This window comes from Lutibacter sp. (assembly GCF_041562875.1).
GTDB lineage: Bacteria > Bacteroidota > Bacteroidia > Flavobacteriales > Flavobacteriaceae > Lutibacter.
The window spans coordinates 17,989-43,877 of sequence record NZ_JBFFOE010000004.1 but is presented as its reverse complement, the minus strand read 5'-3'; the positions used below and the strand labels follow the sequence as shown (position 1 = coordinate 43,877).

Sequence of the window (25,889 nt, the reverse complement as noted above, 5' to 3'; positions counted from 1 at the left end):
CTCAGAATTTTATTAACAGAAATAAAACTTATAAACTATGAAAATAGCAGCAAATGATCCAAATAGAAAATCTTGGTTAAAGATTGGAAAGAAATGCGACTTTCCTATTCAAAATATTCCATTTGGAGTATTTATTACTAAAGATGATATTATTACCATTGGTACAAGAATTGGTGAGTATGCAATTGATCTTGGAGCTTTTCATCAATTAGGCTATTTTAATGGAATACCTCTTACAGATGATATGTTTATGCAAGATTCGTTAAACGATTTTATTTCCGATGGAAGAAAAACTTGGAGATTGGTTAGAAATAGAATTGCTGATATTTTTGATGCCGAAAATCCTATTTTAAGAGATAATACGAAGCATAGAGAAGTTATTATTTTTAATATGAATGAAGTGGAAATGCTCTTACCTATAAGTGTTGGTGATTATACTGATTTTTATTCAAGCAAAGAACATGCAACTAACGTTGGTATTATGTTTAGAGGAGAAGACAATGCATTAATGCCTAATTGGTTACATATGCCTATTGGTTATCATGGTCGTTCTTCTTCTGTAGTAGTATCTGGAACTCCAATTAGAAGACCTTATGGGCAATCATTACCTAAAAACGAAACAACACCAGTTTTTGGACCTTCTAAAAGTTTGGATATAGAAATTGAAACAGCCTTTATTACAACTGATGTGAATAATTTAGGAGAACCAATTTCTATTAATGAAGCTGGAGAATATATTTTTGGAATGGTTTTATTAAATGATTGGAGCGCTCGTGATATTCAAAAATGGGAATATGCACCTTTAGGTCCATTTTTAGGGAAAAACTTTGCGTCTACAATCTCTCCATGGATAGTTACTATGGATGCTTTAGAACCTTTTAGATGTGAAAGTCCAAAACAAGACCTTACTCCTCTTCCATATCTTCAACAAAACAGAACAGATAATAGTTTTGATATTAAATTGAAGGCTGCTTTAGAAACTGAAAACGGAGATTTAACGGAATTAAGTGAGACTAATTTTAAATATTTATATTGGACTATGGAGCAACAGTTAGCACACCATACAGTTAATGGTTGCAACGTGAGATCTGGAGATTTAATGGGAAGTGGAACTATATCAGGACCTACAAAAAATAGTTATGGTTCCATGTTAGAACTCTCATGGGGAGGAAAAGAACCAATTAAATTAAAAGACGGTACTTCCCGTACTTTCTTAAATGATGGTGATACCGTAATATTAAGTGGCTACTGTAAAAACGAAAATTACAGCATTGGTTTTGGCAAATGTTCCGGCAAAATTTTACCTGCTATTAAATTAAAAAAATAAGAACTAAACTTATCATTATAATGAGCCCTAAAATTAATTTTTTAGGGTTTTTTAGTTACTTTTGGCATTGATATTGTAATTCTTGTTAACTTATTAAATTTAAAAAATCCCTAGATGAAAAAATTAGCCTTCATTTTAATTTTAGCAATCACAATTGTTAGTTGTAGTAGTGTAAAAAAAACACAAGAAGCCATAAACTATGGCAATTATGATGAAGCCATAGATATTGCAATAAAAAACTTAAGAACTCATAAAACTAAAAAAAGCAATCAATCATATGTATTAATGCTTGAAGAGGCGTTTGCTAAAGCAACCATTAGAGATAAAGAAAAAATAACATTTCTAAAAAACGATGGTAATCCAGCAAATTTAGAAAGTATTTATAATGGTTATATTTTACTAAATAACAGACAAGAACGTATAAAACCTTTACTTCCACTTCCTATTTTAAATAAAGGGAAAAATGCAAAATTTCAATTTGAAAATTATACAAATGACATTTTAACTACAAAAGATAAACTATCTAATTATCTATATACAAATGCTAAAAAAGCATTAACAAACTCTGAAAGTAAAAACGATTTTAGAAATACGTATGAGGATTTAAAATATTTGAATACTATAAATCCTGAATATAAAAATACACTCGCTTTATTAGAAGAAGCACATTATAAAGGAACCAATTTTGTATTTGTATATATGCAAAATAAAACCAATCAGGTAATTCCTATGCGTTTAGAAGATGATTTATTAAATTTTGACACCTACAACTTAAACGATTTTTGGACCGTTTACCATAATAACAAACAGTCTAAGCAACTTTATGATTTTGAATTAGAACTAAATCTGCGAGAAATAAATATTTCTCCTGAACAAATTCGTGAAAAAGTAATTGTTCAAGAAAAACAAGTAAAAGATGGTTGGAAATATTTAATTGATAAGAATGGAAATGGAGTTAAAGATAGTTTAGGAAATACTATTAAAGTTGATAAATTTAAAACGCTGAAAAGTAAAGTAACTAAATTTACACAGTTTAAATCTGTTCAAGTTGTTGGGCAAGTAAAATATTTCAATTTAAAAACCAATCAATTAATTCAAGCCTTTCCTTTGGCTAGTGAATTTGTATTTGAGCATAACTACGCTACTTATTCAGGAGATAAAGACGCTATTGATAAAAATAATTTAGACTTTTTAAGATATAAACACATACCGTTTCCAAGTAATGAGCAAATGGTTTATGATAGTGGCGAAGATTTAAAAAATAAGATTAAATCTATTATTTCTAACAATCGTTTTATGTAGAACAGTTAGTTTCATCATCCCCAGCTTGACTGGGGATCTGTCCATACCATACCTAAATGTTACTATGTAGTTCCTATTCAAAAGATTACCGCCTGTGCGAGAATGACGGTTATATATCTCATTTGAAATCTCAAATAACTTTTTCTATTTAGATAACACCTTTTTAACAGCATCCGCACTAATTGAATAATGCGAATCACTATAAATAACCTGTTCATTTTTTACTACTAAAATCTGAGGAGATTGATGTTGAACACCTAACTTTTCTGAAATTTCATTTGAAAGAACTTTAAAATTCAATAAATCTAAAAAATATAAATCAACATCCGCTTCAGTTAAATTAAATTCTCTTTCAAAACTTTTAAGCGCCATTCTGCTAATTCCACATCTGGTACTATGTTTAAATATTAAAATTGGCTTTTCGTTTGACTGTGAAATTATGGTTGCTAATTGAATACTTTCTGTAAGTGGAAGCCAATTTATTTTTTTATCATTTTCACCTTCACTGCTACCCCCAAACAAACTATTAAATATTCCCATTTCTATTATTTTTATGTGTTAGTCTTCAAATATGAACACTCCTTTCAGTAAAAGACAAAATGTCGTTAATCACCTTAAAAATAAGACAATATGACTTATTTAAATTACCTTTAATGAATTGGAATATTCTTTGACGCCACAAATATATACACAAAAAAACAAAACGTTATGAACTTTAATAAATTTACCATAAAATCTCAAGAGGCCGTTCAAAAAGGTCAACAAATTGCAGAAAGTCTTAACCACCAACAAATAGAAAATTCACACATACTTAAAGGGATTTTTGAAGTTGATGAAAATGTAACACCTTTCATTTTTAAAAAATTAGGACTAAATATTGACTTGTTAAAAAGTTTAATTGAAAAAACTTTAGAGAGTTATGCAAAAGTTACTGGTGGCGAAACATCATTATCTAGGAATGCTTCTAAAATGTTGAATACAGCTGCTACAGAAGCCTCAAACTTGAAAGATGAATATGTATCAATAGAGCATTTGTTGCTAGCAATTTTAAATACAAAAGACACCACTTCACAAATTTTAAAAGATCAGGGAGTTACAGAAAAAGGAATGAAATTAGCCATTGATGAGTTGCGTCAAGGAAGTAAAGTAACTTCTCAAAGTGCTGAAGAAACTTATAATTCACTTAATAAATTTGCGCGTAATTTAAATCAGTTAGCAAAAGATGGAAAACTAGACCCTGTAATTGGGCGTGATGAAGAAATTAGAAGAATTCTTCAAATTTTATCACGAAGAACAAAAAACAACCCAATGTTAGTTGGTGAACCTGGAACGGGTAAAACAGCTATTGCAGAAGGATTAGCACATAGAATTGTAAAAGGCGATATTCCTGAAAATTTAAAAGATAAGCAAATTTATTCTTTAGATATGGGGGCGCTTATAGCAGGAGCCAAATACAAAGGTGAATTTGAAGAACGTTTAAAATCTGTAATTAAAGAAGTGACTTCTTCAAATGGTGAAATTGTATTGTTTATTGATGAGATTCATACACTTGTTGGTGCTGGTGGTGGTCAAGGAGCTATGGATGCAGCAAATATACTAAAACCAGCATTGGCGCGAGGAGAATTGAGAGCCATTGGTGCAACAACACTTGATGAGTATCAAAAATATTTTGAAAAAGATAAAGCTTTAGAACGAAGGTTTCAAAAGGTAATGGTTAATGAGCCAGATACAGAAAGTGCTATTTCAATATTAAGGGGTATTAAAGAAAAATATGAAAATCATCATAAAGTTCAAATAAAAGATGATGCTATTATAGCTGCTGTAGAGCTATCTCAGCGTTATATTTCAAATCGTTTTTTACCAGATAAAGCGATTGATTTAATGGATGAAGCTGCTGCAAAATTACGTATGGAAATAAATTCAAAACCAGAAGAATTGGATGTATTGGATCGTAAAATTATGCAAATTGAAATTGAAATTGAGGCCATAAAACGTGAAAAGGATGAAAAAAAACTAACTTCTCTCAAAAAAGAATTGGCTAATATTAAGGAAGACAGAAACGAAATTAATGCGAAATGGGTTAGCGAAAAAGAATTGGTTGAAAATGCACAAGCTAGCAAAGAAGCCATTGAAAATTATAAATTGGAAGCTGAGCGAGCCGAGCGTGATGGAGATTATGGAAAAGTAGCAGAAATTCGCTATGGAAAAATTAAAGATGAACAAGAAAAGTTGGATAAACTTCAAAAAGAATTAGCCGAGAACCAAGATTCTGCTTTAATTAAAGAAGAAGTAACTCGAGACGATATTGCTGAAGTTGTTGCAAAATGGACAGGGATTCCTGTAACTAAAATGTTACAAAGTGATCGTGAAAAATTATTGCATTTAGAAGATGAATTACACCATAGAATAGTTGGACAAGAAGAAGCTATTGTGGCTGTTTCTGATGCAGTAAGAAGATCTAGAGCTGGTTTACAAGATTCTAAAAAGCCAATGGGAACCTTTTTATTTTTAGGAACAACTGGTGTTGGTAAAACTGAATTGGCAAAAGCTTTGGCTGAATATTTATTTGATAATGAAAATTCTATGACCCGTATTGATATGAGCGAATATCAAGAACGTCACGCTGTAAGTAGACTTGTAGGTGCACCTCCAGGATATGTGGGTTATGAAGAAGGCGGACAATTAACGGAAGCAGTAAGAAGAAAACCTTATTCAGTTATTTTATTAGATGAAATTGAAAAAGCCCATCCAGATACTTTTAATATTCTATTACAGGTTTTAGACGAAGGTAGATTAACTGATAATAAAGGAAGAGTTGCAGATTTTAGAAATACCATTATTATTATGACTTCAAATATGGGAGCTCATATTATTCAAGAGAAATTTGAAAAAATGGATATGGAAAAACGCGATTTGATAACGGAAGCTACTAAAGTTGAAGTTTTAGGTTTATTAAAACAAACTATCAGACCAGAATTTTTAAATCGTATTGATGAGATTATCATGTTTACACCTTTAAATAAGGAAGAAATTCAACAAATAGTAAGGCTACAACTAAACGGATTAATTAAAATGTTGAAAGAAAAAGATATTCAAATTGAGTACACAGAAGAGATGGTTGAAGCTTTAGCAAATAAAGGTTACGACCCGCAATTTGGTGCACGACCTGTTAAAAGAGTTATTCAAAGAGATATCCTGAATCAGCTTTCAAAAGAAATATTATCAGGAAAAGTAACTGCTGAAAGCCATATTTTATTAGATGCTTTTGACGATAAAATTGTGTTTAGAAATAAATAAAAATTCTTAAAAATCAAAAACTCCTTAATGAAAAATTAAGGAGTTTTTTTATGTAAATTCGTTTTTTTAATTTAAATAAATAATGATGAGAAAAATATTTTTCCTATTGCTAATAGTAATAAGTGCCATAAAAGTTAATGCACAAGAAAGTGAAATTACTACTTATTATTTTATTAGACATGCAGAAAAGGAAAGAAACGACGCAACAAATAATAACCCAAACTTAACCGAAAAGGGGCAGCAAAGAGCAGAAAATTGGAGCTCCGTTTTTAAAAATGTAGATTTTGATTTAGTCTATTCAACTAATTATAATAGAACCATTCAAACGGCAACGCCTACTTTAGAAAGTAAAAGTTTAGAAATTCAATTTTACAATCCAAAAGAATTATATAGTGAAGATTTTAAATTAAAAACCAACAATAAAATAGTTTTAGTAGTTGGGCATAGTGACACTACTCCAATATTTGTAAATACTATTTTAGGAAATGAAAAATACGCTGATATTGCTGATGATAACAATTCAAATCTCTACATTATTACTGTTTCAAATGATAAAATTACAGATGTTCTTTTAAAAATAGATTTATAAAGAATTTCATTAATTAAAATGAACCGTTTGCATCTTTTAATACATATTATTGATTAATATCATTGCCAATAATTCATTAATAAAATAGCTTTAACAATTATTAACAATAAAAGTATACTCATGAAAAAATTAATCATGTTAATATCAATATTCATATTTTTATTAACAAGTTGCAATGGTCAAATTAAAACAGAAAAACTATCATCTGAAAAGAAAGATACAATTAAGCCAATTGAAAAAACGAAGGTTATTAAAGAATATGATGACCAAGGAAATTTAATCAGTTTAGACTCTAGCTATTATTATTTCTATTCTACCATAAAAAATGATACACTATTAGAAAGAGAAATTTTTAATCTATTTAAAAATGATTTTGATCTTCAATTTAAATCTATAGATTCAATTTTTAAAAGTGATTTTTTAATCAAATCACCGTTTAATATAAATGATTTTTACACCGATGATTTTTATTTAAACCATTTCAAATTTCATAATAAGAGAATGGAAAAGATTATTAAAGAAATGGATTCAATTAAAAACAAATTTTATACCAACCAAAAATTTTAAATTAATTTATTATATTTAAGTTTCATTATTAAATTATACATACAAACTTTATTAATTAGCTAATATTGTAATAATTACGCTTATATGCCATAGGTTAAAATTCTTTATATTTAAAAATAGCTATTTTTTTTCGACATTTCAAACTTTCTTATTAAAAAAAGGTCTAATTGTTAGTACATTGAAAAGTAAATGATTTTTTTAGTAAAAATTGTTAAATTGAGGTAAAAATTAAGAAATTCAAGTTTGAATTTATAAAAAATACTAATTAGCTTCGTTTAAACCTCAAAAGTTTAATTAATCACCTCAAAGTCAAACTTGGATTTCTTAAAAAATAAAATGGTTAAATAATTTTTCAGAAAAATAATCTTTTCAACTATAAAAATAACTGCCTATTTTAAAATTAAGGTATGTTTGTCTTTTCTATGACAACTCTCATATAGGACACTGACCAGAATCATTACGAAAAAGTGAGAATTTCAATTACTTTGTATAGTTAAATTTTAAAAATTTATCATTCGGCTGAATATAATACCCCAAATGAATATAATTTTTATTAATAACTTAAAATGTACAATTATGAAATCTAAAAACTTTTTATTAAAAATAAGCATATTTGCGCTTATTTTTGTGTTTTCACAATGTGAAAAAGATGAATTTACTCCAAATGAGAGCAGTCTATCAGTTACTGAATTGAGCGCTAAAGGCGGAAAAGATAATCCTACAACTGAATCAGCCGGGAATAATTTATCGTTTCCTGTTATCTGGTCAGATGGAGCAACTAAAGTTCTAAGAGGAACTATGGGAACAGTAAACACAACCGGTACTTGGTGGGGAGTTTGGGGTGAAGATCCAATTGACCCACAAGCACCACTTTATAGTTGTGGTCCTTATATTTTTGGGGAAACTGAATATTGTGCAGAAACTGAATACAAAGCATATGTACAAAAAGATCCACTTAATGAATGGCAAGCTTCTAACTGGATTCCTGAAGAAACAACTATTGTAGACAATATTGATTGGGGAGACAACTTAGAATCTATAGACTGGAGTATAAAATCGCAAATACGAACAGAAGTAGTTCTTTATAAAAATGTTGATCCAACCGTAACAACAGAATATGCCATGCGCCACGCTGATAGTTGGGGTGCAGATGAAAATCATGGGTTACAAACAACATTGTTAGATGAAATAGTTTATGGATCAGGTGATGTAGCAACAGTTTTTACAGATAATGCCAGATTAACCATTCAAAAATTATCTGTAGATAATTTAGATGAATTATATGAATTGGATGAAGAAGGTAATAGAATAGGTAGTAATTTAACATGGAGAAAAGGAGATGGTTGGACTGAGGCTGACGGTTATGAAGGTGGTGATTTAGTTAATGATAACCCTTTATTTAATATGGCTGTTCATGAAGCAAGTGATGGTCCTGGTTATTACAATGCGGAGGTAAATGTAAAAGGAAAAATTATATTTGGTTATACTTGGAATGCCAAAAAAATGAATGAAGGTGAAGGATATTACCGTGTAACTTTTAGTTTTGATGAAAATAGTGGCAGAGAATTAAAAACTTTCTTTGATGAAAATACTAATATTCTTTTACCTATAGAAGAAGTAGTAGATGCTGCTTTAAAAACTTCTGATGAAGATAGTGATTCAGAAGAAGGTACTAAAGGAGGAGAAGGTATTGTTGATGTAGACAACAACCTAACCTATATGGATATTTTAATCATCGGAAAAACTACCGGTAACGGTGGTGGCGGCGGAGCAGGTTCTGGTGGTGGTTCTGGTGGCGGAAGTGGTTCTGGTGGTGGAAGTGGTCACCATTAAAGCTTAATTAAACATTAAAAAAATCTTATTCTTTTTTAACTTAATAAGGGCGGTCTGTAAAGATTCGCCCTTTTTAAATAGTAGTTTTAAGTTTGAAAACTTAAATATTTTTCATTTCAACAAACTTTTTTAAAAGAATCGGGTCTAATAAATATGAACGTTCAATTTTAAGTGTATGTTCTTTTAAATTAGCTTGTTATAAGCCATTTATAATAATAACGATTATAGATAAATCATAATTAAAAGATCGTTTGAGTTTAATTATAAATAGTTTATTCAATAAATTTTAAATGCTATTGCTATACTAAAAGGTTAAGCATTTAATACTCATTAATATGATGAGAATCATGTAAGAAAATGATTCTCATCATTATTAAAAATTTAGCATAATTATAACTTTGAATAATAATTTTAAATAGTTAAAAATGAAAAAAATAGTAATTTTTTTAACCTTTATAGTTTTTGGAACTATTGGGTTAGTAGCACAAGACAAAGATCAAGTTAAAGATCAAGACAGAGACCGAGATCGTATCATGTTAGTTGATGGCGATGTATTACAAATTAGAGATAGAGATCAGATACGTTTACATGACAAAATTACATTAAATGATGGTACAGTTGTAAATGCTGATGGTACATACATTAAAGATCAAGATAGATTGCGTTTGCGAGATGGCTCATGTTTAGATATGGACGGTGTTTTATATAGTGATGAGTATAAATATATGCAAAAGCTAAATAAAGAAAATAAAGGGCTTTCTGAATCTCAAATTCAAGAACGTAATCAAAATAGATTTCACATAATGAATATTGATGGTGAATTGTACCAAATTAAGAATCAATCTCAAAGCAGATTGCAAAATCAACTTAGGTTAAATAATGGAGTGGTTGTTAATCCTGATGGAACCTATCAAAATAGAGACAGAAAACAGTTACGTCTTCAAGATGGTGAATGTTTAAATATGGATGGTGAAAAGTATAAAAACACCTACATGCATAGAAAAATGGTGGCTCAAAAAAACATGAAAGCTACTCAAACAAAAGTTCAGAAAAAAGTTAAATCAAAAAGCACAACCCCTGTTCAGAAAAAAACAATGAAAAAAGTTTCTGGTAAATAAATGTAAAAAAAGGAAGCTTTACCAAATGGTAAAGTTTCCTTTTTTTTAATTAAATATAAAAATTAGTAAAATGAAGGTTCTAAAATTTAAAATCGTAATTATACTCCTGCTTTTTTTATGTAATGTGTCAATTTTTGGACAAGATAAAAAAAACACCAGTCAAAATAATAGTTACTTTTCTGTAGCTATAAACTATATAAGTGATGCTGTTTTTATGGGTAGAAAAGATTCAATTTCAGCACCTTATTTATATCCCTCAATTACTTATCATCATAAATCTGGTTTTTATACAAAAGGGTCTTTGTCGTATCTAACAAAATCTGATGAAGGCAGAATAGATTTGTATTTACTAACCGCAGGTATTGATTTTAATGTAAAAAATTTTTATGGAGATATTTCAGCTACAAAATATTTTTTCAATGATAATAGTTATACGGTACTTTCTCAAGTTGAAGCAGATATAACTGCCAGTTTACTATATGATTTTAAGATTGTTAATGTATCATTAGCTGCAAGTTCCTATTTCAGCAATAACAACAATACCGATTTCTTTTTATCTTCAGAAATAAGCCATGATTTTATAACTTCTGATAAATCTTTTCAAGTTTCGCCAACAGCAGGTATTTATTTAGGTTCTCAAAATTTTTACGAGGAATATTACATATACAATCGTTTTGGAAGCAGATCAGGCCAAGGGCATGGTTCTGGAAGTACAACTACTATAGAAACAACTACTGAAGTTGTTATACAGGAAAGTGAAAATTTTGATATTATGGCAATTGAATTTAGTTTACCTATGTGGTATACAAATAATTCTTTTACCTTTTCATTTTTACCAACATTGGCAATTCCTCAAAATGAGGCTACATTAGCAGTTGATGGAGAAGTTTTTAAGGAAGAATTAGATGAAACATTTTATTGGATGGTTGGTATCAATTATAAGTTTAATTAAAATTTAGCATTTCATATTTTACAATAAGAATCCAAAATCTCATTTCGTAATTCGTAAATTGTAGTACATTTGCAATAATATGCAGAAGAAAATAAACATACGAAATAAAAAAGCTCGTTTTGAATACGAAATATTGGATAACTACACTGCGGGTATTCAACTTACGGGAACAGAAATTAAGTCTATTCGCGAAAGTAAAGCACGTATCACTGAAAGTTTTTGTGAATTTAATGAGCAAGGTGAATTATTTGTAATCAATATGTTTATTGAAGAATATCTATATGGTCATTCTTACAACCACAGCCCTAAAAGTGAACGTAAACTTTTACTAAACAAGGGAGAGTTAAAGAAACTACAAAAAGAAGTTCAAAATGTTGGGTTAACTATTATTCCTCTAAAATTATTTTTAACAGATAAAGGTTGGGCTAAATTAGATATTGCGCTTTGTAAAGGTAAAAAGAACTACGACAAGAGAGAAGTAATCAAGGATAGGGATAATAAAATTGATTTAGCTAGAATTAAAAAGGACTTCAATTAATTTAAATGAAATTAGTAGCATTTTTTAAATTAATACGTTGGAAAAATTTACTACTCATACTTTATGTTCAACTTTTATTAAAGTTTTTAGTATTTAATTCGTTCAATATTGTTACCAATCTTTCTTTAGCACAATTTGTAATTTTATTAATTTCAATACTCTTAATCACTGCTGCAGGTTATGTAATTAATGATATACTTGATATAAAAACCGATTTAATTAACAAACCTCGAAAAGTTATTGTAACAAAAAACTTTTCAATAGAAAAAGCACAGTGGTTATATTTAGTGTTAAATGCTACGGGTATAATTTTAGGTATTGGATTAGCTTTAAATATTGAAAGACCATCTTACTCATTTATTTTTATTGGAGCTTCTCTTCTACTCTATTATTATTCAAAAAAATTTAAATCAAAACCTTTAATTGGTAATTTAATTGTTTCATTTTTAACAGCATTTAGTATATATATATTATACCTTTTTGATATCAATAAAACAATTCAAACAACGAATCAACAGTTAATTACGAATGTACTTATAGTTTTATCAATCTTTGCTTTTTTATTAAATTTTATTAGAGAAATAGTTAAAGATATTGAAGATGTGAATGGAGATTACAGTCTAAAAATAAACACATTACCAATTTTAATTGGAAAAAAAAGAACTTCAAAAATAGCATCAATATTATGTCTTCTTCCACTAAGTTTGTCAGTATACATTGTTATAAGATTTGCTTCAATCTATAAATTTACTTCTTTATATTTAGTAGTATTTACAATAATTCCATTGCTATATATTGCCTTAAAATTAGTAGCTGCAAAATCAATAAAAGATTATAAAAAATTAAGTACCATCTTAAAAATTAGTATGTTTTTAGGAATTAATGCACTTATCATATTTTCATTAAATACATAAAAATGCTTTCAGAAAAATTTAAAGACAAACATATTATATTAGCTTCTGCTTCACCAAGACGACAAGAATTATTTAAAGAACTCGGTTTAAAGTTCACTATAAAAGTAAAATCTATTGAAGAAAATTATCCTTCCAATTTAAATGAAGAAGAAATCACCAATTATTTAGCAGAATTGAAAGCTAAAGCTTTTGAAGGTGAATTAGCTAAAAATGATATTGTTATTACTTCTGACACTATTGTTTGGCTTAATAACAAACCATTAGAGAAACCTAAGAATAAGGAAGAAGCCATTGAGATGCTGCAAGAACTATCAGGAACTAACCATAAGGTAATAACTTCTATTTGTATTAAAACATCAACTTCTCAAAAGGTGTTTTTTGATATTACAATTGTTCATTTTAAACATTTAACAATTGAAGAAATAGAATTTTATGTTGAAAATTATAAGCCTTTTGACAAAGCAGGTGCTTATGGAATTCAAGAATGGATAGGTTTTATAGGTGTTACAAAGCTTGAAGGTAGTTATTTTAATGTAATGGGATTACCTGTGCATAAATTGTATGAAGAATTACTAAAAATGTAGTTTGGTATGATTAAATATCCTTAATTTTGAACGATTTTTAATAAATAATAAAATGAAAAAATACACATTTACAGAAAAGAAAGATACCAGATCTGGTTTTGGTGCAGGATTAGCGGAATTAGGAGATACTAATGAGAATGTAGTGGCACTTTGCGCTGATTTAGTTGGTTCATTAAAAATGGAAAAATTTATTGAAAATCATCCTGAGCGATTTTTTCAAATAGGTATTGCTGAAGCAAATATGATGGGAATTGCTGCTGGATTAACAATTGGTGGTAAAATTCCTTTTACAGGAACATTTGCAAACTTTTCAACAGCAAGAGTTTACGATCAAATTCGTCAAGCTATTGCGTATTCAGGGAAAAATGTAAAAATATGTGCTTCACACGCAGGTTTAACGCTGGGTGAAGATGGTGCAACACACCAAACTCTTGAAGATATTGGTTTAATGAAAATGTTACCAGGTATGGTTGTTATAAATCCTTGCGACTACAATCAAACAAAGGCTGCAACAATTGCTATTGCTGATTATGTTGGCCCTGTATACTTACGTTTTGGTAGACCAGCTGTACCCGTTTTTATGCCTGAAGATCAAGAATTTATTATTGGAAAGGCAATTCAATTAACTGAAGGAAAAGATGTTACTATTGTAGCAACAGGTCATTTGGTTTGGGAAGCATTACAAGCATCTGAAAAATTAGAAGCAATGGGCATTAGTGCTGAAGTTATAAATATTCATACGATTAAACCTTTAGATAATGAAGCTATTTTAAAATCTATTGCAAAAACAGGTTGTATTGTTACAGCTGAAGAGCATAATATTATTGGCGGTTTAGGAGAGAGTGTTTCACGTGTTTTAGTTCAAAACAATCCAGTACCTCAAGAATTTGTGGCTGTAAATGATAGTTTTGGAGAATCTGCAACACCTGCTCAACTCATGGAAAAATATGGTTTAACTGATAATGATATTGTTGCAGCAGTTAAAAAAGTAATTTCAAGAAAATAACGGTATAATTATTGCGTTTATGATATATTATAAACCCTAAATTTAAATTAGATATGAACAAAAGAATTGTATTATTTTCAATCGTTTTTTTATCAACACTTTATTTTGTAAACGCACAAAGCAGTTATGGTATTAAAGCAGGTTTAAGTTATAACACTAATGGTGAGCTTAAAGATGTTGGTAACGACATTAGCACTTTCATTGATAATAAAGGAAGTGGAAAATCAGGATTTAACATTGGTTTTTATGGAAAACTAGACTTAGGCCCTGTTTTTTTAAGACCAGAGTTGGTATATACAAAAACTACTAGTGAATATGACCTAAACTCAACAACAGTTTCAGATTATAAAGTTTCAAAATTAGATATGCCTGTTTTGGTTGGTTTTAAACTAATTGGCCCTGTAGACATATTTGCAGGTCCTGCTTTTCAGTACTATTTAGATAATAATTTGAAAGGATTAAGTTTTGATAAGATTGAAAAGGATTTCACTGTTGGTCTTAATATTGGAGCTTCTGTTGAATTAGGAAGATTGGGTATTGATGTTAGATATGAAAGAGGTTTAAGTAATAATGAAGTTCTATTTATTGATGAAAATATTACAAATACGTCCAATTATACTTTAGATTCTAGACAAGAGCAGATAATTTTTAGTTTATCTTATAGTTTATCAAAAGATAAGAAGTAATATTAAGTTATTAATAAAAAAAATCGCCTAAAACTATACTTTTAGGCGATTTTTTATTTGATATTCATTTTATTTTATGATGATTTTTAGATTCCAAAAACAAATTACAAACTATAACATATCAAGCGCTATAGTTTCAATTCTTTTAATTCCTTTTCTATTCATAATTACTCGGTATCTTTTAAACTCAATACCTTTTTCAGTATAAAATTTTTGGACAACATTGATGTGGTAAATTCTGTTTCCAACTCTATTTATAATTTTTCCTTTTTTTAGTATAGAATAACTTTTTTTGGGATCATCCATTTGAGCTACAAAACGATAGAAATTAATTCGGGTAATATCAACCAAACTCTTTAAACGATTATCAGAAATTTCTTGTCCAAATTTTTTCGGATAAATCTCAATCTTTCTTTTATATTGAATTATTTGTTCTCCGTAAAAATCGTAATCTGCATCTAAATATCCATTTTTAACACGATTTCTTTTTACTTTTGGCCCCAATTTTTCAAATGGTACAAAAGCAAAATTCTCTTTTGTGATACCAATTAAATTATTTTCGTGATCTTTAATTTTTATTTTATAATCATAAAAAAACGAACTTGCTTTACTTATAAATAATTGACCAATAGATGATTTTATCCTATCTTTAAACATATATCCAACAACTAATGCAATAAAAAAAGGGAGAGTGAAATTTCCATAAACTTGCTGGTAGTAAAATGCAATTCCTGTTGAAAAAATCATAGCTAAGCCAGCGGCAATTGCAAAAACAGATTGCTCTACAAAAGCACCATCTTTTCTAATATCCCTATTTAAAAATAAAACTCCTTCAATGTATTTTTTAAGCTGACTTCTTTTATAAAGCAATATTTCATCAAAATAATCATCATCTCTAGAAGCATCGAAATTTTGTATTTTACGATATTCTTGTTCTTCTTTTATAAACTGAATACTAATTTTTAAATCTGACTTTTCAGTACTTAATTTTTTAAAATGTTCTAGCAACTGTATAGCGTAGTAGTTTGAAATATTACTTAAATACTCATCTCCCAATTTTATAATATTTTTTACATTTTCGTCTAAAATAGAGTTTTCAATGAGTGGAATTTGGGTTCTATAAATTTGTAAAATTTCTTTTAATTGAATAAAAAAATCCTGATCAGAAAGTTGTAAATCAGATTGTTTTTGAGATTTAAAATATTTAGCTTTTAATTTTAAAGAGTTATTTAAAATTGCTCCAAGCATTTTAACTTTAGACTCAAAATCTAATCTGTTTTTTTTGGATGATTTTTCCTTAACAATCCTTTTTACACTTTTTATGAAAAGATTTAAAGGCCCGGTTTTTAAATTAATTATTTCTTCTAATAAATATTCTGAAGCATTATAACGAATATAAACTTTTACATCATTATAAAATTTTGAATTTGAATAGGTTTGGTTGTTAATATTTAAACCATTAGGAATAAAAAGATAGGTAATAGTATCATATTTAGTTTTTTTTCTTTTTGAAATATTCTCATATATCGATTTAATTTCTAAAGAAAAATTATCATGAATTTTAACACTATCTTCAATCATTTACATATATTAATTTATTCATTATCAAAACCTAAGAGTTTTGCAGTGTGCCTTTTTTAAATTAAAGTATATTTTAATAATTAATATTTCTTTTTAAAAGAGTCCATTTGGTGTAATATCTAGCCATTTAAAATAAGTCATTGCCATTACTATTGAAAGTATCCAAGCTAAAATTTGCATCGTTACTCCATACTTAAAAGTATCAGACCAGCTATAATGATTTGTTGAATACAGTAACAATGCAGGTTTACTATTAAAAGGGAGTGTATAAACGTGTTCAATTAAAAAAGCTAAAGGCAATGCTAAACTAATAATTTCAAAACCAAAACGTTGTGCAATTCCAATAGCAATTGGAATAAAAATCATGGCACGCATTGTTTTACTTTGAAATATCAATGCGCTAAAAATCATTCCGAAAGTTAAAATTACATATAAAACCCAAAAAGGTGTATGATCACTAATTCCTAAACCATCAAACATTGAGTTTACAGAAATACTTGGTAAATCTGTAACATTAAATCCTGCTCCTAGCGTATAAGCACCTGCGGAGAATAGTAATAAATGCCAAGGAATATCAACTTCATTCCAAGATACAATCCCAATTTTCGGCAACAATGCAACAATTGCTCCCACAAAAGCCACAGCTGTTGGGCTAATTCCGTGGTATTTATCGGTAACCCATAAAGCCAATATTGAAACAAAAATTACAATAGATTTTATTTCATTAAATGAAACTTTACCCATACTTGCTAATTCTTTTTTTAAAGTATCCATCCCTCCTTCAATAGATGGTGTTCTTTCTTCTTTTTTAAGAGGAAATATTATTTTAGTTCCAATAAACCAACCTAAAATCATTAAAATCATTGCTCCCGGAAATGCAGCTATCATCCAATCTGCAAAAAATATGTCACTTCCAATAGCCCCAGCAATTAATGAAGCTGCTAATAAGTTGGCTCCAGAACCTGTTAAAAAAGCGCTAGCTCCCATGTTAATTTGAAATAAATTTTGTAAAATTATATTTCTCCCAAAGTTATTTCTGTTTCCATTTGAAGCACCATATACTGCAGCAATTACCATAAATATTGGCAATAAAATAGCTGCTTTTGCTGTAGTTGCTGATATAAAAATTGATAAGAGAACGTTAATAACTATAAAACTTAAAAATATGGAGGAAGCATTTTTACCGAATTTTAAAATAAACCAAAGTGCAAATCTCTTGGCTACACCTGTTGCAACCAGCATACTTGCTAAAATAAACGACAATATATTTAACCACATTACCTCATGTCCTAACTGAGCATATGCTACTTTTTCCGGTAAAACACCAGTTAATACTAATGAAATAATTAAAATTAAAGAAGTTAAATAATTTGGAATTGCTTCTGTAATCCATAAAATAAGAGAAGCAACAAATATTGCTAACATGGCTCTATTTGATTGAATAAAATTTACCAATCCAATTTCATTATAATTTTTTAACGCACTTTTACTTAAACTTTCTACATTAAAATTTTTTAAAAATGAAATATCTAACACAAACATAATAAGTATAAATGATAAAATTGCTAAAGGTCCTCCAATTATTCTTAATACTTTTTCTACCTTGGTTAGCTTACGAATTGGAAGCTTTTCCATTCGGTAGTTACTCATATCCAATACATTTTTTATCATAATTATCTTATTTTAAAAATTTAAAAGTCTTGAACCCTCAACCTGAAACAAGTTAAGGTTGACAGTTATTTTTACTTTTTAGATAGCTTCTACTAATTTATTTTTACCAATTTTTAAACGGAGTTTTCATTAACATAGAATTGTAATATTTTACTTGTCCTGTTACCTCTTCTCCTAACCAACTTGGTTTCTCAAAAACTGTATCTTCTGAGGGTAATTCAATTTCAGCTACTGTTAAACCTTCATTGTCTCCATAAAACTCATCAACTTCAAAGACTAAATTATTACCTGCTGGAACTAAAAAACGTGTTTTATCAATTACACCCGGCTCGCAAATAGCCATGAGTTCATTAGCTTCATTAATAGGTATCTCTTTTTCCCATTCGTATCTTGAAGCGCCACTTTTATTTCCAATTCCTTTTATGGTTAAATACCCTTTATCTCCTTTTATTCGAACACGAACAGTTCTTTCTGGAACGGTTGAAATAAATCCTTGAACAATTTTCGTGCTATTTGTTGCTACATTTTTATAATCACCTTTCACTAAAAATTTTCGTTCTATTTCTTGTGCCATATTATTTTAATTTGCTAATGGTTTATTAATCCAACCTATTACTCTTTTAATTGCTTGTAAATAGTTTATGTTTTCAACACCATCTAATTTACAATCTGCTATTGTTTTTTTAATATCTTCAATTTCAGTTGATTCTGAATTAATGGTAACAACTTTAGCTCCATTTATCAAAACATTTCCAACTTCGCACAAGGTATTATTTACCATATAACCAAAACGTTGTTTATAAACACGAACACCTTGTAAATCTGGATGAGCGTCAATCATTGCTAAAAATTCTTCAACAGTATAAGTGTCTTTTGTAAGCTTAGGCATTTTTACTTGAAATGCAGGAAATACATCTTTCTCTAATACTTCTTTTGCAATTGGGAATTCTCCTTTCATTAAAGGATTCCATTGTTCTAATCCATCAACGGTTTCTATGTATGTTTTAATATCCATTTTACCATCACGTATTTTGGTATTGTTGATGTCATTTGTTTTTGACAAGATATAAATTTCTACCGATTCCCGTTCCCAAACTTTTTCTGGAATTGGAACTGATAATCTTGCCATTCTTTTAGCCGATTCTTCAAAATTTTGACCGAATGTTCTAAACTCAAATCGGGGTTTAGATATTTCTCCTATTTTCATTTCTGGTTTTCCCATAATAATTAGGTTTATTCTTGCTTTGTTGGGTTATTATTCAATTGGTTTTTTAAAAATATATAGTTTTGAATCTAAATCACTTACTATATAAATTTTATCATTGGTTACTGCAATTCCTTCTGCTTTTGTAACACTTATTGGATAACTTTTTATGAGTTCTCCTACAAGATTACATTTATTAATGGTTTTATTTTGATCACTAACAATCCATAAATTATTTGATAAACTTTCATAAAAAATTCCAGAATAATCAGAAGAAAAATTTAATTCATAGGTTGAAATAATTGAATAGTTGGATCTTAATCTAATTAACAATCCTAGATTCTTTTCATTCAATATAAAAATGGTATTGTCATTTGAATTAAAAGAAACTCCTTCTATACCACTGTTTTCATCATTGTTTTCATACTCAATTTTATGTTTTTGATAACTACTTGTGCTCATATCATATTCTACTATTTCCTTCGTTCTTTCTTCAGCAAGTAATAATTTAGTATCAGTAAATAATGAAACACCTTCTAAGTCATTCCCTATATAATTAAATGTTTGAAGGATATTTCCAGCTATTGAAAGCTTATATATTTTATTCGTATTATCACTTGCTGTATATAAAACTGTTCCGGTACTATTTATTGCTAATCCTGACGGCTCTGAGACATTCGTTTTATAACTGGCAATTAATTCTAACTGATTGTTTATTGAAACATCGTTATTTTTACTGCATGAACTAAAAACCAAGAAAATGCTTAAAATAGCAATAACTATATTTTTTTTTAGTTGTAGCATTTATTAAAAATTTCAGCTTGTGATTCATTTCACAAGCTGAAATTTAAATTTTAATTATTGAACATTATATACATTCCAAAGTGAAGTGTCTGCTTTAAAAGTATCAGACTCATCTGTTGTTCCTCCTCCTGGAGTATTATCTAAATACATAGTTCCATCATATGCATAGTAATACTCAGCTGTAGCTGTTGCAATACGCACATAGAAAGAAATTTTTGCACCAGTTTCACTTAATGAAAAACCATCAATATCAGTAACCACATCTTTTAAATTAATAGTTACTCCCGTTTGTGTAAATGAAGCATCATCTTCACCCGAAACTTTATTTTCTTTTATATAAACTGGCGTATCACCAACTGCAAAATAAACACGTGCTTCTATAATTTCTTCTGAACTAATGTATGTTAAAACAAGATTGATATCTGTTCCAGGTATTGGATTTGTTGGAAACGTTAAGCTTGTTAAAGGTCCTTCTGTTGAATTTACTGTTGTTTCAACAACTTCATCATATACAATTTCTTCAACAGTATAACTTGGCCAAGTTGTACCTAAATCGTGATTAAAATCTCCTCCGTTTTCTACAGGATAATAAGTTTGAGTACCATCTACATATTCAACTCTAAGGTAATAACTAACTACATCATCTGTATTTTGTTCAGGAACAACACCTACAAAAGTATCACCAACTTGAGTTAAAACCACTTTAGTTTTATCATCATTTACATCATCTTGTAACTCACCTGGCAATAAGTAGTACAATCTAATTTCACTAACTTGCTCTGGATAATATGGATATGCTGTAAAAGTTACTTCACCTCTATAACCAGCACTTTCCCCTACTATTTCTAATTCATCAATCCCTCCAACAACTGTAAAAATTGCAGGTACATTATTGCCGTTTTCAGGATAGTAGGTTTTTAAACCGGTATTGTCTGTTGCTACTATATAATATTGTACGGTATCACCAACATTGGCTTTAGGCACTGAAGTTTTATATTCTCCTTCCACTAATGCCATATCAATTGATTGTACACCTTCATTTATCATAAACACCAATTTTACTGTTGCTACTCCTCCAGCATCAGAAACTGTAACAGTATATAGATTGTCAAATTCAGTTAATGGTTCTGCATTAATTACAGGAGGATTATTTACATTGCTGTTAGCAGTTCCTTTTGAAGGACTTTGAACAACCCAAACATCCCCACCATCTACTTCTCTACCATATGTCAATCCTACCTGTGCAGCCATATCCGGAGTCATAATTTCATCAATAATATCATCAGAAGAGTTAAATAATGTAATTGATTCACCTCCAGATGATATTTTAAAATTTGTAGATCCGTTTGAGTCTAAACCATCACAATCAAAAGCAATATAACCTCCTGCAGGAATTGAAATATTTGGAATTGTCCATTTTGTACTACTATCTTTTAATGCATATCCCGTTAAATCAATTGCTTGACTACCAGCATTATATAATTCTACCCAATCTGGATCACCAGTTGACATTACTTCATTAATTTTAACTTCAGCAGCAACTACTGGCCCTGAGTTATCAACTAGCACTTCATCTTCAACACAACTAAACGTTGTTGCTAAAGTTACTATTATTACTAATAAATATTTTATATTTTTCATTGTATAGCTTTTTTAAATTATTAAAAATCAATTTCTATTCTGAAAGAAACCATTCCAAAGTCATCACCACCGTTACCTTTAGTATAAACAACTTCTGCAGGATCTTTTGTTAAATCACCATTAATATCTTCTCCAACAAATAGTTTGTATTTTCCATTTGCATATCTATCATTGTTATTATAAACATAGTTAAGCATACATTTAACATTTGGATTAAAATGATAATTTAGACCAAATGAGTAGCCTTCAGCCGAACCACCATAAATTTCATTATCAAAATCGTTTGCATCTACAAAATCATATCTTAGTGCAACTTCCAAATCACCATACTCTTTTCCTCTTGTAACTCTTGTGAATTCCCCTTCTTCTGCATTATAGTTATGATGTCCTCCAAATAATAAATAGGCAGCTTGCACATAAAAACCATCAAACTTAATAGCGTCTAAATCATCAGTTCTATTCACAGTATTTAATTTATATTCACTTTGAAACATAAATCCTTTATATCTTCCTGCTAATTCAAAATTTACCATGGTATTATTATCAACATTTAAGATGTCGTCAGTATCCACATATTTTTTTCTGTTAATTCCAGAATGAGATCTTGTACTAAATCTATAAGAATTAGGAACTTCCAAATCAACTTTAGGAGTTCTATAAGTTCCAGCAATACCTAAATGAAGTACTTTATCAGCATCATTTATTGGTATAAATACAGCTCTACCAGTTAAAGAATATCCGTCATCTATTCCATTATCTTTATTATTATCTTGTGTAAATGTTACTTCCTCTATATCCCCAACTGTACTAAAATGTATACCTGCCGTTAATAAATATTTATCAGCTGAATGATTAATTTGAACACCTAGATGACGTGATGGGTCAAATTCTGAAGGTAAAGAGCGTTCCATAAAAGTTAGATATCTTGAAGTAGAAGTGGTTTCCATACCAAAACTTTCTTTAAAATGACCCGCTTTAATATTCCAATCCCCAGAATCAAAAGTATATTTCACATAAGCATCTTTTAACTCAGTTGCTGAACCAGAAAAGTCTAAATCTATTTCTCCATACCAGTTTTCCCATAAAATTGCTTTCATAGCAAACCGTGCTCTTCTAATAGTTACTCCATTTCCTATTGGATTTAATACATTATTAGAAAACATAGCGCCGTCAAATTGAACTCTGTTATCCATCCAAATAGAATAACTTTTATCAGCTGAAGTAAATTTCAAAATGCCATCTTGTGCTTCACCAGTTAAAGGCTGAAAATTAACTTCCTGACCATACTGATTAACCCTGATAGAATCAGTTTTTTTGTCTTCTTGAGCAAAGGATCCAATACTATAAAGGACCAATGCTACTAGCAATGTGTAAAATTTGTTTCTCATAATATATTTATTTTAATACTTGTTTTTAAAAATTAATTTTAGACTTATAGATTTCTTATTATTTTAGAAAGTTTCTCTGATTTATTTATATTCATTTTTTTACGTAACCTATATCTATTGACTTCAACACTTTTAGGGGTTATATTTAATATAGAAGCTATCTCTTTTGACGTTAATTTTAATCGTAATAAAGAACAAAGTTTTTTTTCATTATCTGTTAAATCTGGATATTTCTTAATTAAATTTTGGTAAAATGCATGGTCTAATTCTTTAATATATTTATTGAATGATTTACGTTCTTTTTCTACATTTAAATTTTCAAGTATTAACATTTTTAAACTATTTAAATCACTAAACTTGAGTTTTCCTTCTGGTTTTAATTTTAAATTTTCTATTTCAGCCTTTAATTTTGATAAAATTTCATTTTTTCTAATAATACTTAATGCAATTTTCTTTTGTTCTATTTCTTTGTCTTCAATTTCTTTTTCTAATTTACTATTTGCATCAGTGGTAATTTTTAATTCATTCTCTAATAATTTTTGTTGAATATTATATCTTTCAATACTTTCTTGATATTCTTCAAGTTTATCTTTATCTTTTAAATTATTTATGACATATAGTTGATATAGAATCAATACTAACAGAAGCACAATTATTATAATAACAAGGGGTTTATAAATATTGACTTTAGTAACTTCATTAGAAACAACATCAAAATTGTCAATGATTTTTGTTTCAGTAGTATCTGTTATATTATTATGCCTAATGGTTATATCATTTTTTATAAATTTTGAAGTATTTTCAGATACTTTCAAGTTAAAAACATTACTCATAAAAAATAACGCAAAAAACGCTATTAAACCTGCTATAATTGGTGTTACAACCCATCCAAATGCTATTTTTCCTATCACATTTATTTGAATATTTTTTCCACCTTTTAATAATCCTATCCCTAGAATAGCGCCTACTATTGCTTGTGAACTAGATACTGGCACAAGTGGTATTTCTGGAAGCCCAATTCTTACAAATAAATCTGATAAACTTTGAGAAGAAAAAACAAATAAAACCAATGAATGTGCCAGCACTACAACTATTGCTGTTTCGGCGTTTAATTTCATAAGTGAATTCCCAACCGTCATCATCACTCTCTGAGAATAAGTGATAATACCTAAAGAAATAGACAATCCCCCAGCTAAAAACAATAATTGCATCCCATTCAGTGTAAAAAAACCAAAATCTAATATTATATTAGGTACTGATGGAACAAATACACCAACAACATTTGCAATATTATTTGCACCTAAACTATAAGAACCAAATGCACCAACAACTAATAATCCAAATTTTATATAACCATCTAGTTTAATTATGTGAATTTTACTTTTCTTTAAAATATATTGCAATAACAAGAAAAGTAAAATGGCAAAGATTCCTCCTAAAATAGGACCTGAGATCCATGTTGTTACAATTTTTGTAAGCGAATTAAGATCTGTTGGGTTTTCAGTAAAAAAATTCCATCCAATAATTGCACCTACAATAGCTTGTGAAGTTGAAACTGGAAGTTTTAATTTTGTCATCCAAAACACAGATACACCAGCCGCTAAAGCTACTGTAAATGCACCACCTAAAGCATCAACAGAACCCAATTTACCCAAAGTTTCAGAGCCTCCATAACCTTGTATAACAGCTCCTAACACCACAAAAATTGAAGCAATTATGGCAGCTTGCTTAAAACGAATCATTTTAGACCCTACAGCTGAACCAAAAACATTTGAAGCATCATTAGCTCCTAATGTCCATCCTAAAAAAAGTCCGCTTGTAAGAAAAAATAAAAACATTCTATAGCTTTTTGTATTTAATTACATTTTAATTTTAATAACTAGTGAAGATAATTTTTGAGCTACAATTTTAGAGGCATCAGAAATTTGTTCTATATGAAACGTAAAGTAGCGTAAATGAATTTTTTCACTTAATTTTAAAGTCTCAAGCTCTTGAAATATTTTTCGTTTAATATTATTTGATAGTACATCTGTTTCTCTATGATAAAAAAGTACTTTTTGAATTTTATCTTTTACTTGGTCTGGAGAAGTAAAAAATATTCTAGCAGCAGGAATTACATTCTCAACAGATTTAACAGATAAAGTAACTAGCTCTAAATAATCATTTATAATTTCTTCTGGTAAATGAGGTTTTTCAACATCAAATTGATTTATTACATCTTTTGCTCTATCAATAATATCGTCAACACTTTCCAATAAATTTAAAATATCACTTGCATAATTTGGCATTAAGGAATGTAGATAAAATTCATTCTCAATTTTTCTTTTTATTGAATCCGCATCCTTTTCTAAAAAATTAAGTGTCTTTAAATTTAAATCGAATTCTTCGCTATTTCCTTTTATATAACTATTAATTCCTTTTTTAAAATTTAAAATTCCTAAATCAATTTTATCAAAAAAATCATCAATACTTAATGCTACAGATTTTGAAGTTTTAAATATATTTATCATCCTATAAATTTTGCTTAATTACTTAAAACTCAAAATTAAATATAAAACATACTCAATAATATGATAATAATCATAGTGTAATTTCAGATAAATTTAAGTAGTGTCTAAAATATTTATAGATACTTGATATGTATCATTTTACAAAACAATAGTAGTGCTTAACTATTGAATCACAAATATTTTGTAGTGCTTCTGTTTTGTTAAAAAAATTAATGTAGTGTGCAAAATCAACTTATATTGACCCAAATTTCCATCTTTAATTAATGAAAGAACTCTTTACATAAAAAAATTAAAGAATTATTGTGTAAGAAGATGAATAAATATTATTTATATGTGGTATTAACTTTTAAAAGGGTTTAATAAAAGACACTAATTAT

At 28.6% G+C, this 25,889-nt stretch carries 23 protein-coding genes; 13 read left to right on the top strand and 10 right to left on the bottom strand.

Going from position 1 to position 25,889, the window contains the following annotated elements; translation table 11 throughout:
* The first annotated feature begins 37 nt into the window (after positions 1–37).
* Positions 38–1,327, top strand: coding sequence for a fumarylacetoacetase (gene fahA, locus ABY863_RS01285; RefSeq protein ID WP_372792446.1), 1,290 nt, complete (start codon positions 38–40; stop codon positions 1,325–1,327).
* A 114-nt stretch (positions 1,328–1,441) separates the two neighbouring features.
* Positions 1,442–2,629, top strand: coding sequence for a hypothetical protein (locus ABY863_RS01280; protein ID WP_372792445.1), 1,188 nt, complete (start codon positions 1,442–1,444; stop codon positions 2,627–2,629).
* Positions 2,630–2,773: 144 nt separating this feature from the next.
* On the opposite strand, the gene ytxJ is transcribed toward ABY863_RS01280, so the two are convergent.
* On the bottom strand, positions 2,774–3,169 hold the full coding sequence (gene ytxJ / locus ABY863_RS01275) for a bacillithiol system redox-active protein YtxJ (protein ID WP_372792444.1): 396 nt from the start codon (positions 3,167–3,169) through the stop codon (positions 2,774–2,776).
* 168 nt (positions 3,170–3,337) lie between these two features.
* On the opposite strand from ytxJ, the gene clpB reads away from it, so the two are divergent.
* The 11 genes from clpB (at position 3,338) to ABY863_RS01220 (ending at position 14,713) form a co-directional block, all read left to right on the top strand.
* A complete protein-coding gene (gene clpB / locus ABY863_RS01270) occupies positions 3,338–5,926 on the top strand; it encodes an ATP-dependent chaperone ClpB (protein WP_372792443.1) in 2,589 nt (862 codons plus the stop codon).
* 85 nt (positions 5,927–6,011) lie between these two features.
* Positions 6,012–6,515 (top strand): histidine phosphatase family protein, encoded by a 504-nt coding sequence (locus ABY863_RS01265; RefSeq protein WP_372792442.1) that lies wholly within the window; start codon positions 6,012–6,014, stop codon positions 6,513–6,515.
* A 120-nt stretch (positions 6,516–6,635) separates the two neighbouring features.
* Positions 6,636–7,082, top strand: a complete 447-nt coding sequence (locus ABY863_RS01260) for a hypothetical protein (protein ID WP_372792441.1) — start codon at positions 6,636–6,638, stop codon at positions 7,080–7,082.
* 576 nt (positions 7,083–7,658) lie between these two features.
* On the top strand, positions 7,659–8,915 hold the full coding sequence (locus ABY863_RS01255; RefSeq protein WP_372792440.1) for a hypothetical protein: 1,257 nt from the start codon (positions 7,659–7,661) through the stop codon (positions 8,913–8,915).
* Between the two features lie 425 nt (positions 8,916–9,340).
* Complete coding sequence (locus ABY863_RS01250; protein WP_372792439.1) at positions 9,341–10,033, top strand: DUF6799 domain-containing protein; 693 nt, start codon at positions 9,341–9,343, stop codon at positions 10,031–10,033.
* A 70-nt stretch (positions 10,034–10,103) separates the two neighbouring features.
* Positions 10,104–10,985 carry a hypothetical protein gene (locus ABY863_RS01245; RefSeq protein WP_372792438.1) on the top strand — a complete coding sequence of 294 codons (882 nt, stop codon included), beginning with the start codon at positions 10,104–10,106 and terminating at the stop codon, positions 10,983–10,985.
* 79 nt (positions 10,986–11,064) lie between these two features.
* Positions 11,065–11,523, top strand: a complete 459-nt coding sequence (gene smpB / locus ABY863_RS01240) for an SsrA-binding protein SmpB (RefSeq protein WP_372792437.1) — start codon at positions 11,065–11,067, stop codon at positions 11,521–11,523.
* Between the two features lie 5 nt (positions 11,524–11,528).
* A complete protein-coding gene (locus tag ABY863_RS01235; protein WP_372792436.1) occupies positions 11,529–12,437 on the top strand; it encodes a geranylgeranylglycerol-phosphate geranylgeranyltransferase in 909 nt (302 codons plus the stop codon).
* A gap of 2 nt (positions 12,438–12,439) precedes the next feature.
* Positions 12,440–13,021 carry a Maf family nucleotide pyrophosphatase gene (locus ABY863_RS01230; RefSeq protein ID WP_372792435.1) on the top strand — a complete coding sequence of 194 codons (582 nt, stop codon included), beginning with the start codon at positions 12,440–12,442 and terminating at the stop codon, positions 13,019–13,021.
* 52 nt (positions 13,022–13,073) lie between these two features.
* Positions 13,074–14,027, top strand: coding sequence for a transketolase family protein (locus ABY863_RS01225; protein WP_372792434.1), 954 nt, complete (start codon positions 13,074–13,076; stop codon positions 14,025–14,027).
* A gap of 53 nt (positions 14,028–14,080) precedes the next feature.
* Complete coding sequence (locus ABY863_RS01220) at positions 14,081–14,713, top strand: outer membrane beta-barrel protein (RefSeq protein ID WP_372792432.1); 633 nt, start codon at positions 14,081–14,083, stop codon at positions 14,711–14,713.
* A 111-nt stretch (positions 14,714–14,824) separates the two neighbouring features.
* Here ABY863_RS01220 and ABY863_RS01215 read toward each other — a convergent pair whose 3' ends face one another.
* From ABY863_RS01215 to ABY863_RS01175, 9 genes are all read right to left on the bottom strand, one after another.
* Positions 14,825–16,294: a hypothetical protein gene (locus ABY863_RS01215; protein ID WP_372792431.1), complete on the bottom strand. Its 1,470-nt coding sequence runs from the start codon at positions 16,292–16,294 to the stop codon at positions 14,825–14,827.
* Between the two features lie 93 nt (positions 16,295–16,387).
* Positions 16,388–17,965: a DASS family sodium-coupled anion symporter gene (locus tag ABY863_RS01210; RefSeq protein ID WP_372792430.1), complete on the bottom strand. Its 1,578-nt coding sequence runs from the start codon at positions 17,963–17,965 to the stop codon at positions 16,388–16,390.
* A 103-nt stretch (positions 17,966–18,068) separates the two neighbouring features.
* Positions 18,069–18,539, bottom strand: coding sequence for a CYTH domain-containing protein (locus ABY863_RS01205; RefSeq protein ID WP_372792429.1), 471 nt, complete (start codon positions 18,537–18,539; stop codon positions 18,069–18,071).
* A gap of 6 nt (positions 18,540–18,545) precedes the next feature.
* Positions 18,546–19,187 (bottom strand): hypothetical protein, encoded by a 642-nt coding sequence (locus ABY863_RS01200; protein ID WP_372792428.1) that lies wholly within the window; start codon positions 19,185–19,187, stop codon positions 18,546–18,548.
* Positions 19,188–19,220: 33 nt separating this feature from the next.
* Positions 19,221–19,973 (bottom strand): SdiA-regulated domain-containing protein, encoded by a 753-nt coding sequence (locus ABY863_RS01195; RefSeq protein ID WP_372792427.1) that lies wholly within the window; start codon positions 19,971–19,973, stop codon positions 19,221–19,223.
* Positions 19,974–20,027: 54 nt separating this feature from the next.
* Positions 20,028–21,614 (bottom strand): lamin tail domain-containing protein, encoded by a 1,587-nt coding sequence (locus ABY863_RS01190; RefSeq protein ID WP_372792426.1) that lies wholly within the window; start codon positions 21,612–21,614, stop codon positions 20,028–20,030.
* Positions 21,615–21,634: 20 nt separating this feature from the next.
* The gene (locus tag ABY863_RS01185; RefSeq protein WP_372792425.1) at positions 21,635–23,002 is read right to left on the bottom strand and encodes an OprO/OprP family phosphate-selective porin; all 1,368 of its coding nucleotides are present in this window, start codon (positions 23,000–23,002) and stop codon (positions 21,635–21,637) included.
* Positions 23,003–23,046: 44 nt separating this feature from the next.
* Entirely contained in the window at positions 23,047–24,840 is a 1,794-nt protein-coding gene (locus ABY863_RS01180) for an inorganic phosphate transporter (protein ID WP_372792424.1), read from the bottom strand.
* Positions 24,841–24,861: 21 nt separating this feature from the next.
* Positions 24,862–25,512 (bottom strand): DUF47 domain-containing protein, encoded by a 651-nt coding sequence (locus ABY863_RS01175; protein WP_372792423.1) that lies wholly within the window; start codon positions 25,510–25,512, stop codon positions 24,862–24,864.
* Between the last annotated feature and the right edge of the window lie 377 nt (positions 25,513–25,889).

Coding starts and splice junctions, on each gene's coding strand:
- ABY863_RS01220 (WP_372792432.1), top strand. CDS start 14,081: ATGAACAAAAGAATTGTATTATTTTCAATCGTTTTTTTATCAACACTT.
- ABY863_RS01180 (WP_372792424.1), bottom strand. CDS start 24,840: ATGTTTTTATTTTTTCTTACAAGCGGACTTTTTTTAGGATGGACATTA.
- ABY863_RS01175 (WP_372792423.1), bottom strand. CDS start 25,512: ATGATAAATATATTTAAAACTTCAAAATCTGTAGCATTAAGTATTGAT.
- ABY863_RS01265 (WP_372792442.1), top strand. CDS start 6,012: ATGAGAAAAATATTTTTCCTATTGCTAATAGTAATAAGTGCCATAAAA.
- ABY863_RS01255 (WP_372792440.1), top strand. CDS start 7,659: ATGAAATCTAAAAACTTTTTATTAAAAATAAGCATATTTGCGCTTATT.
- ABY863_RS01195 (WP_372792427.1), bottom strand. CDS start 19,973: ATGCTACAACTAAAAAAAAATATAGTTATTGCTATTTTAAGCATTTTC.
- ABY863_RS01185 (WP_372792425.1), bottom strand. CDS start 23,002: ATGAGAAACAAATTTTACACATTGCTAGTAGCATTGGTCCTTTATAGT.
- fahA (WP_372792446.1), top strand. CDS start 38: ATGAAAATAGCAGCAAATGATCCAAATAGAAAATCTTGGTTAAAGATT.
- smpB (WP_372792437.1), top strand. CDS start 11,065: ATGCAGAAGAAAATAAACATACGAAATAAAAAAGCTCGTTTTGAATAC.
- ABY863_RS01190 (WP_372792426.1), bottom strand. CDS start 21,614: ATGAAAAATATAAAATATTTATTAGTAATAATAGTAACTTTAGCAACA.
- ytxJ (WP_372792444.1), bottom strand. CDS start 3,169: ATGGGAATATTTAATAGTTTGTTTGGGGGTAGCAGTGAAGGTGAAAAT.
- ABY863_RS01200 (WP_372792428.1), bottom strand. CDS start 19,187: ATGGGAAAACCAGAAATGAAAATAGGAGAAATATCTAAACCCCGATTT.
- ABY863_RS01280 (WP_372792445.1), top strand. CDS start 1,442: ATGAAAAAATTAGCCTTCATTTTAATTTTAGCAATCACAATTGTTAGT.
- ABY863_RS01250 (WP_372792439.1), top strand. CDS start 9,341: ATGAAAAAAATAGTAATTTTTTTAACCTTTATAGTTTTTGGAACTATT.
- ABY863_RS01235 (WP_372792436.1), top strand. CDS start 11,529: ATGAAATTAGTAGCATTTTTTAAATTAATACGTTGGAAAAATTTACTA.
- ABY863_RS01260 (WP_372792441.1), top strand. CDS start 6,636: ATGAAAAAATTAATCATGTTAATATCAATATTCATATTTTTATTAACA.
- clpB (WP_372792443.1), top strand. CDS start 3,338: ATGAACTTTAATAAATTTACCATAAAATCTCAAGAGGCCGTTCAAAAA.
- ABY863_RS01210 (WP_372792430.1), bottom strand. CDS start 17,965: ATGATAAAAAATGTATTGGATATGAGTAACTACCGAATGGAAAAGCTT.
- ABY863_RS01245 (WP_372792438.1), top strand. CDS start 10,104: ATGAAGGTTCTAAAATTTAAAATCGTAATTATACTCCTGCTTTTTTTA.
- ABY863_RS01205 (WP_372792429.1), bottom strand. CDS start 18,539: ATGGCACAAGAAATAGAACGAAAATTTTTAGTGAAAGGTGATTATAAA.
- ABY863_RS01225 (WP_372792434.1), top strand. CDS start 13,074: ATGAAAAAATACACATTTACAGAAAAGAAAGATACCAGATCTGGTTTT.
- ABY863_RS01230 (WP_372792435.1), top strand. CDS start 12,440: ATGCTTTCAGAAAAATTTAAAGACAAACATATTATATTAGCTTCTGCT.
- ABY863_RS01215 (WP_372792431.1), bottom strand. CDS start 16,294: ATGATTGAAGATAGTGTTAAAATTCATGATAATTTTTCTTTAGAAATT.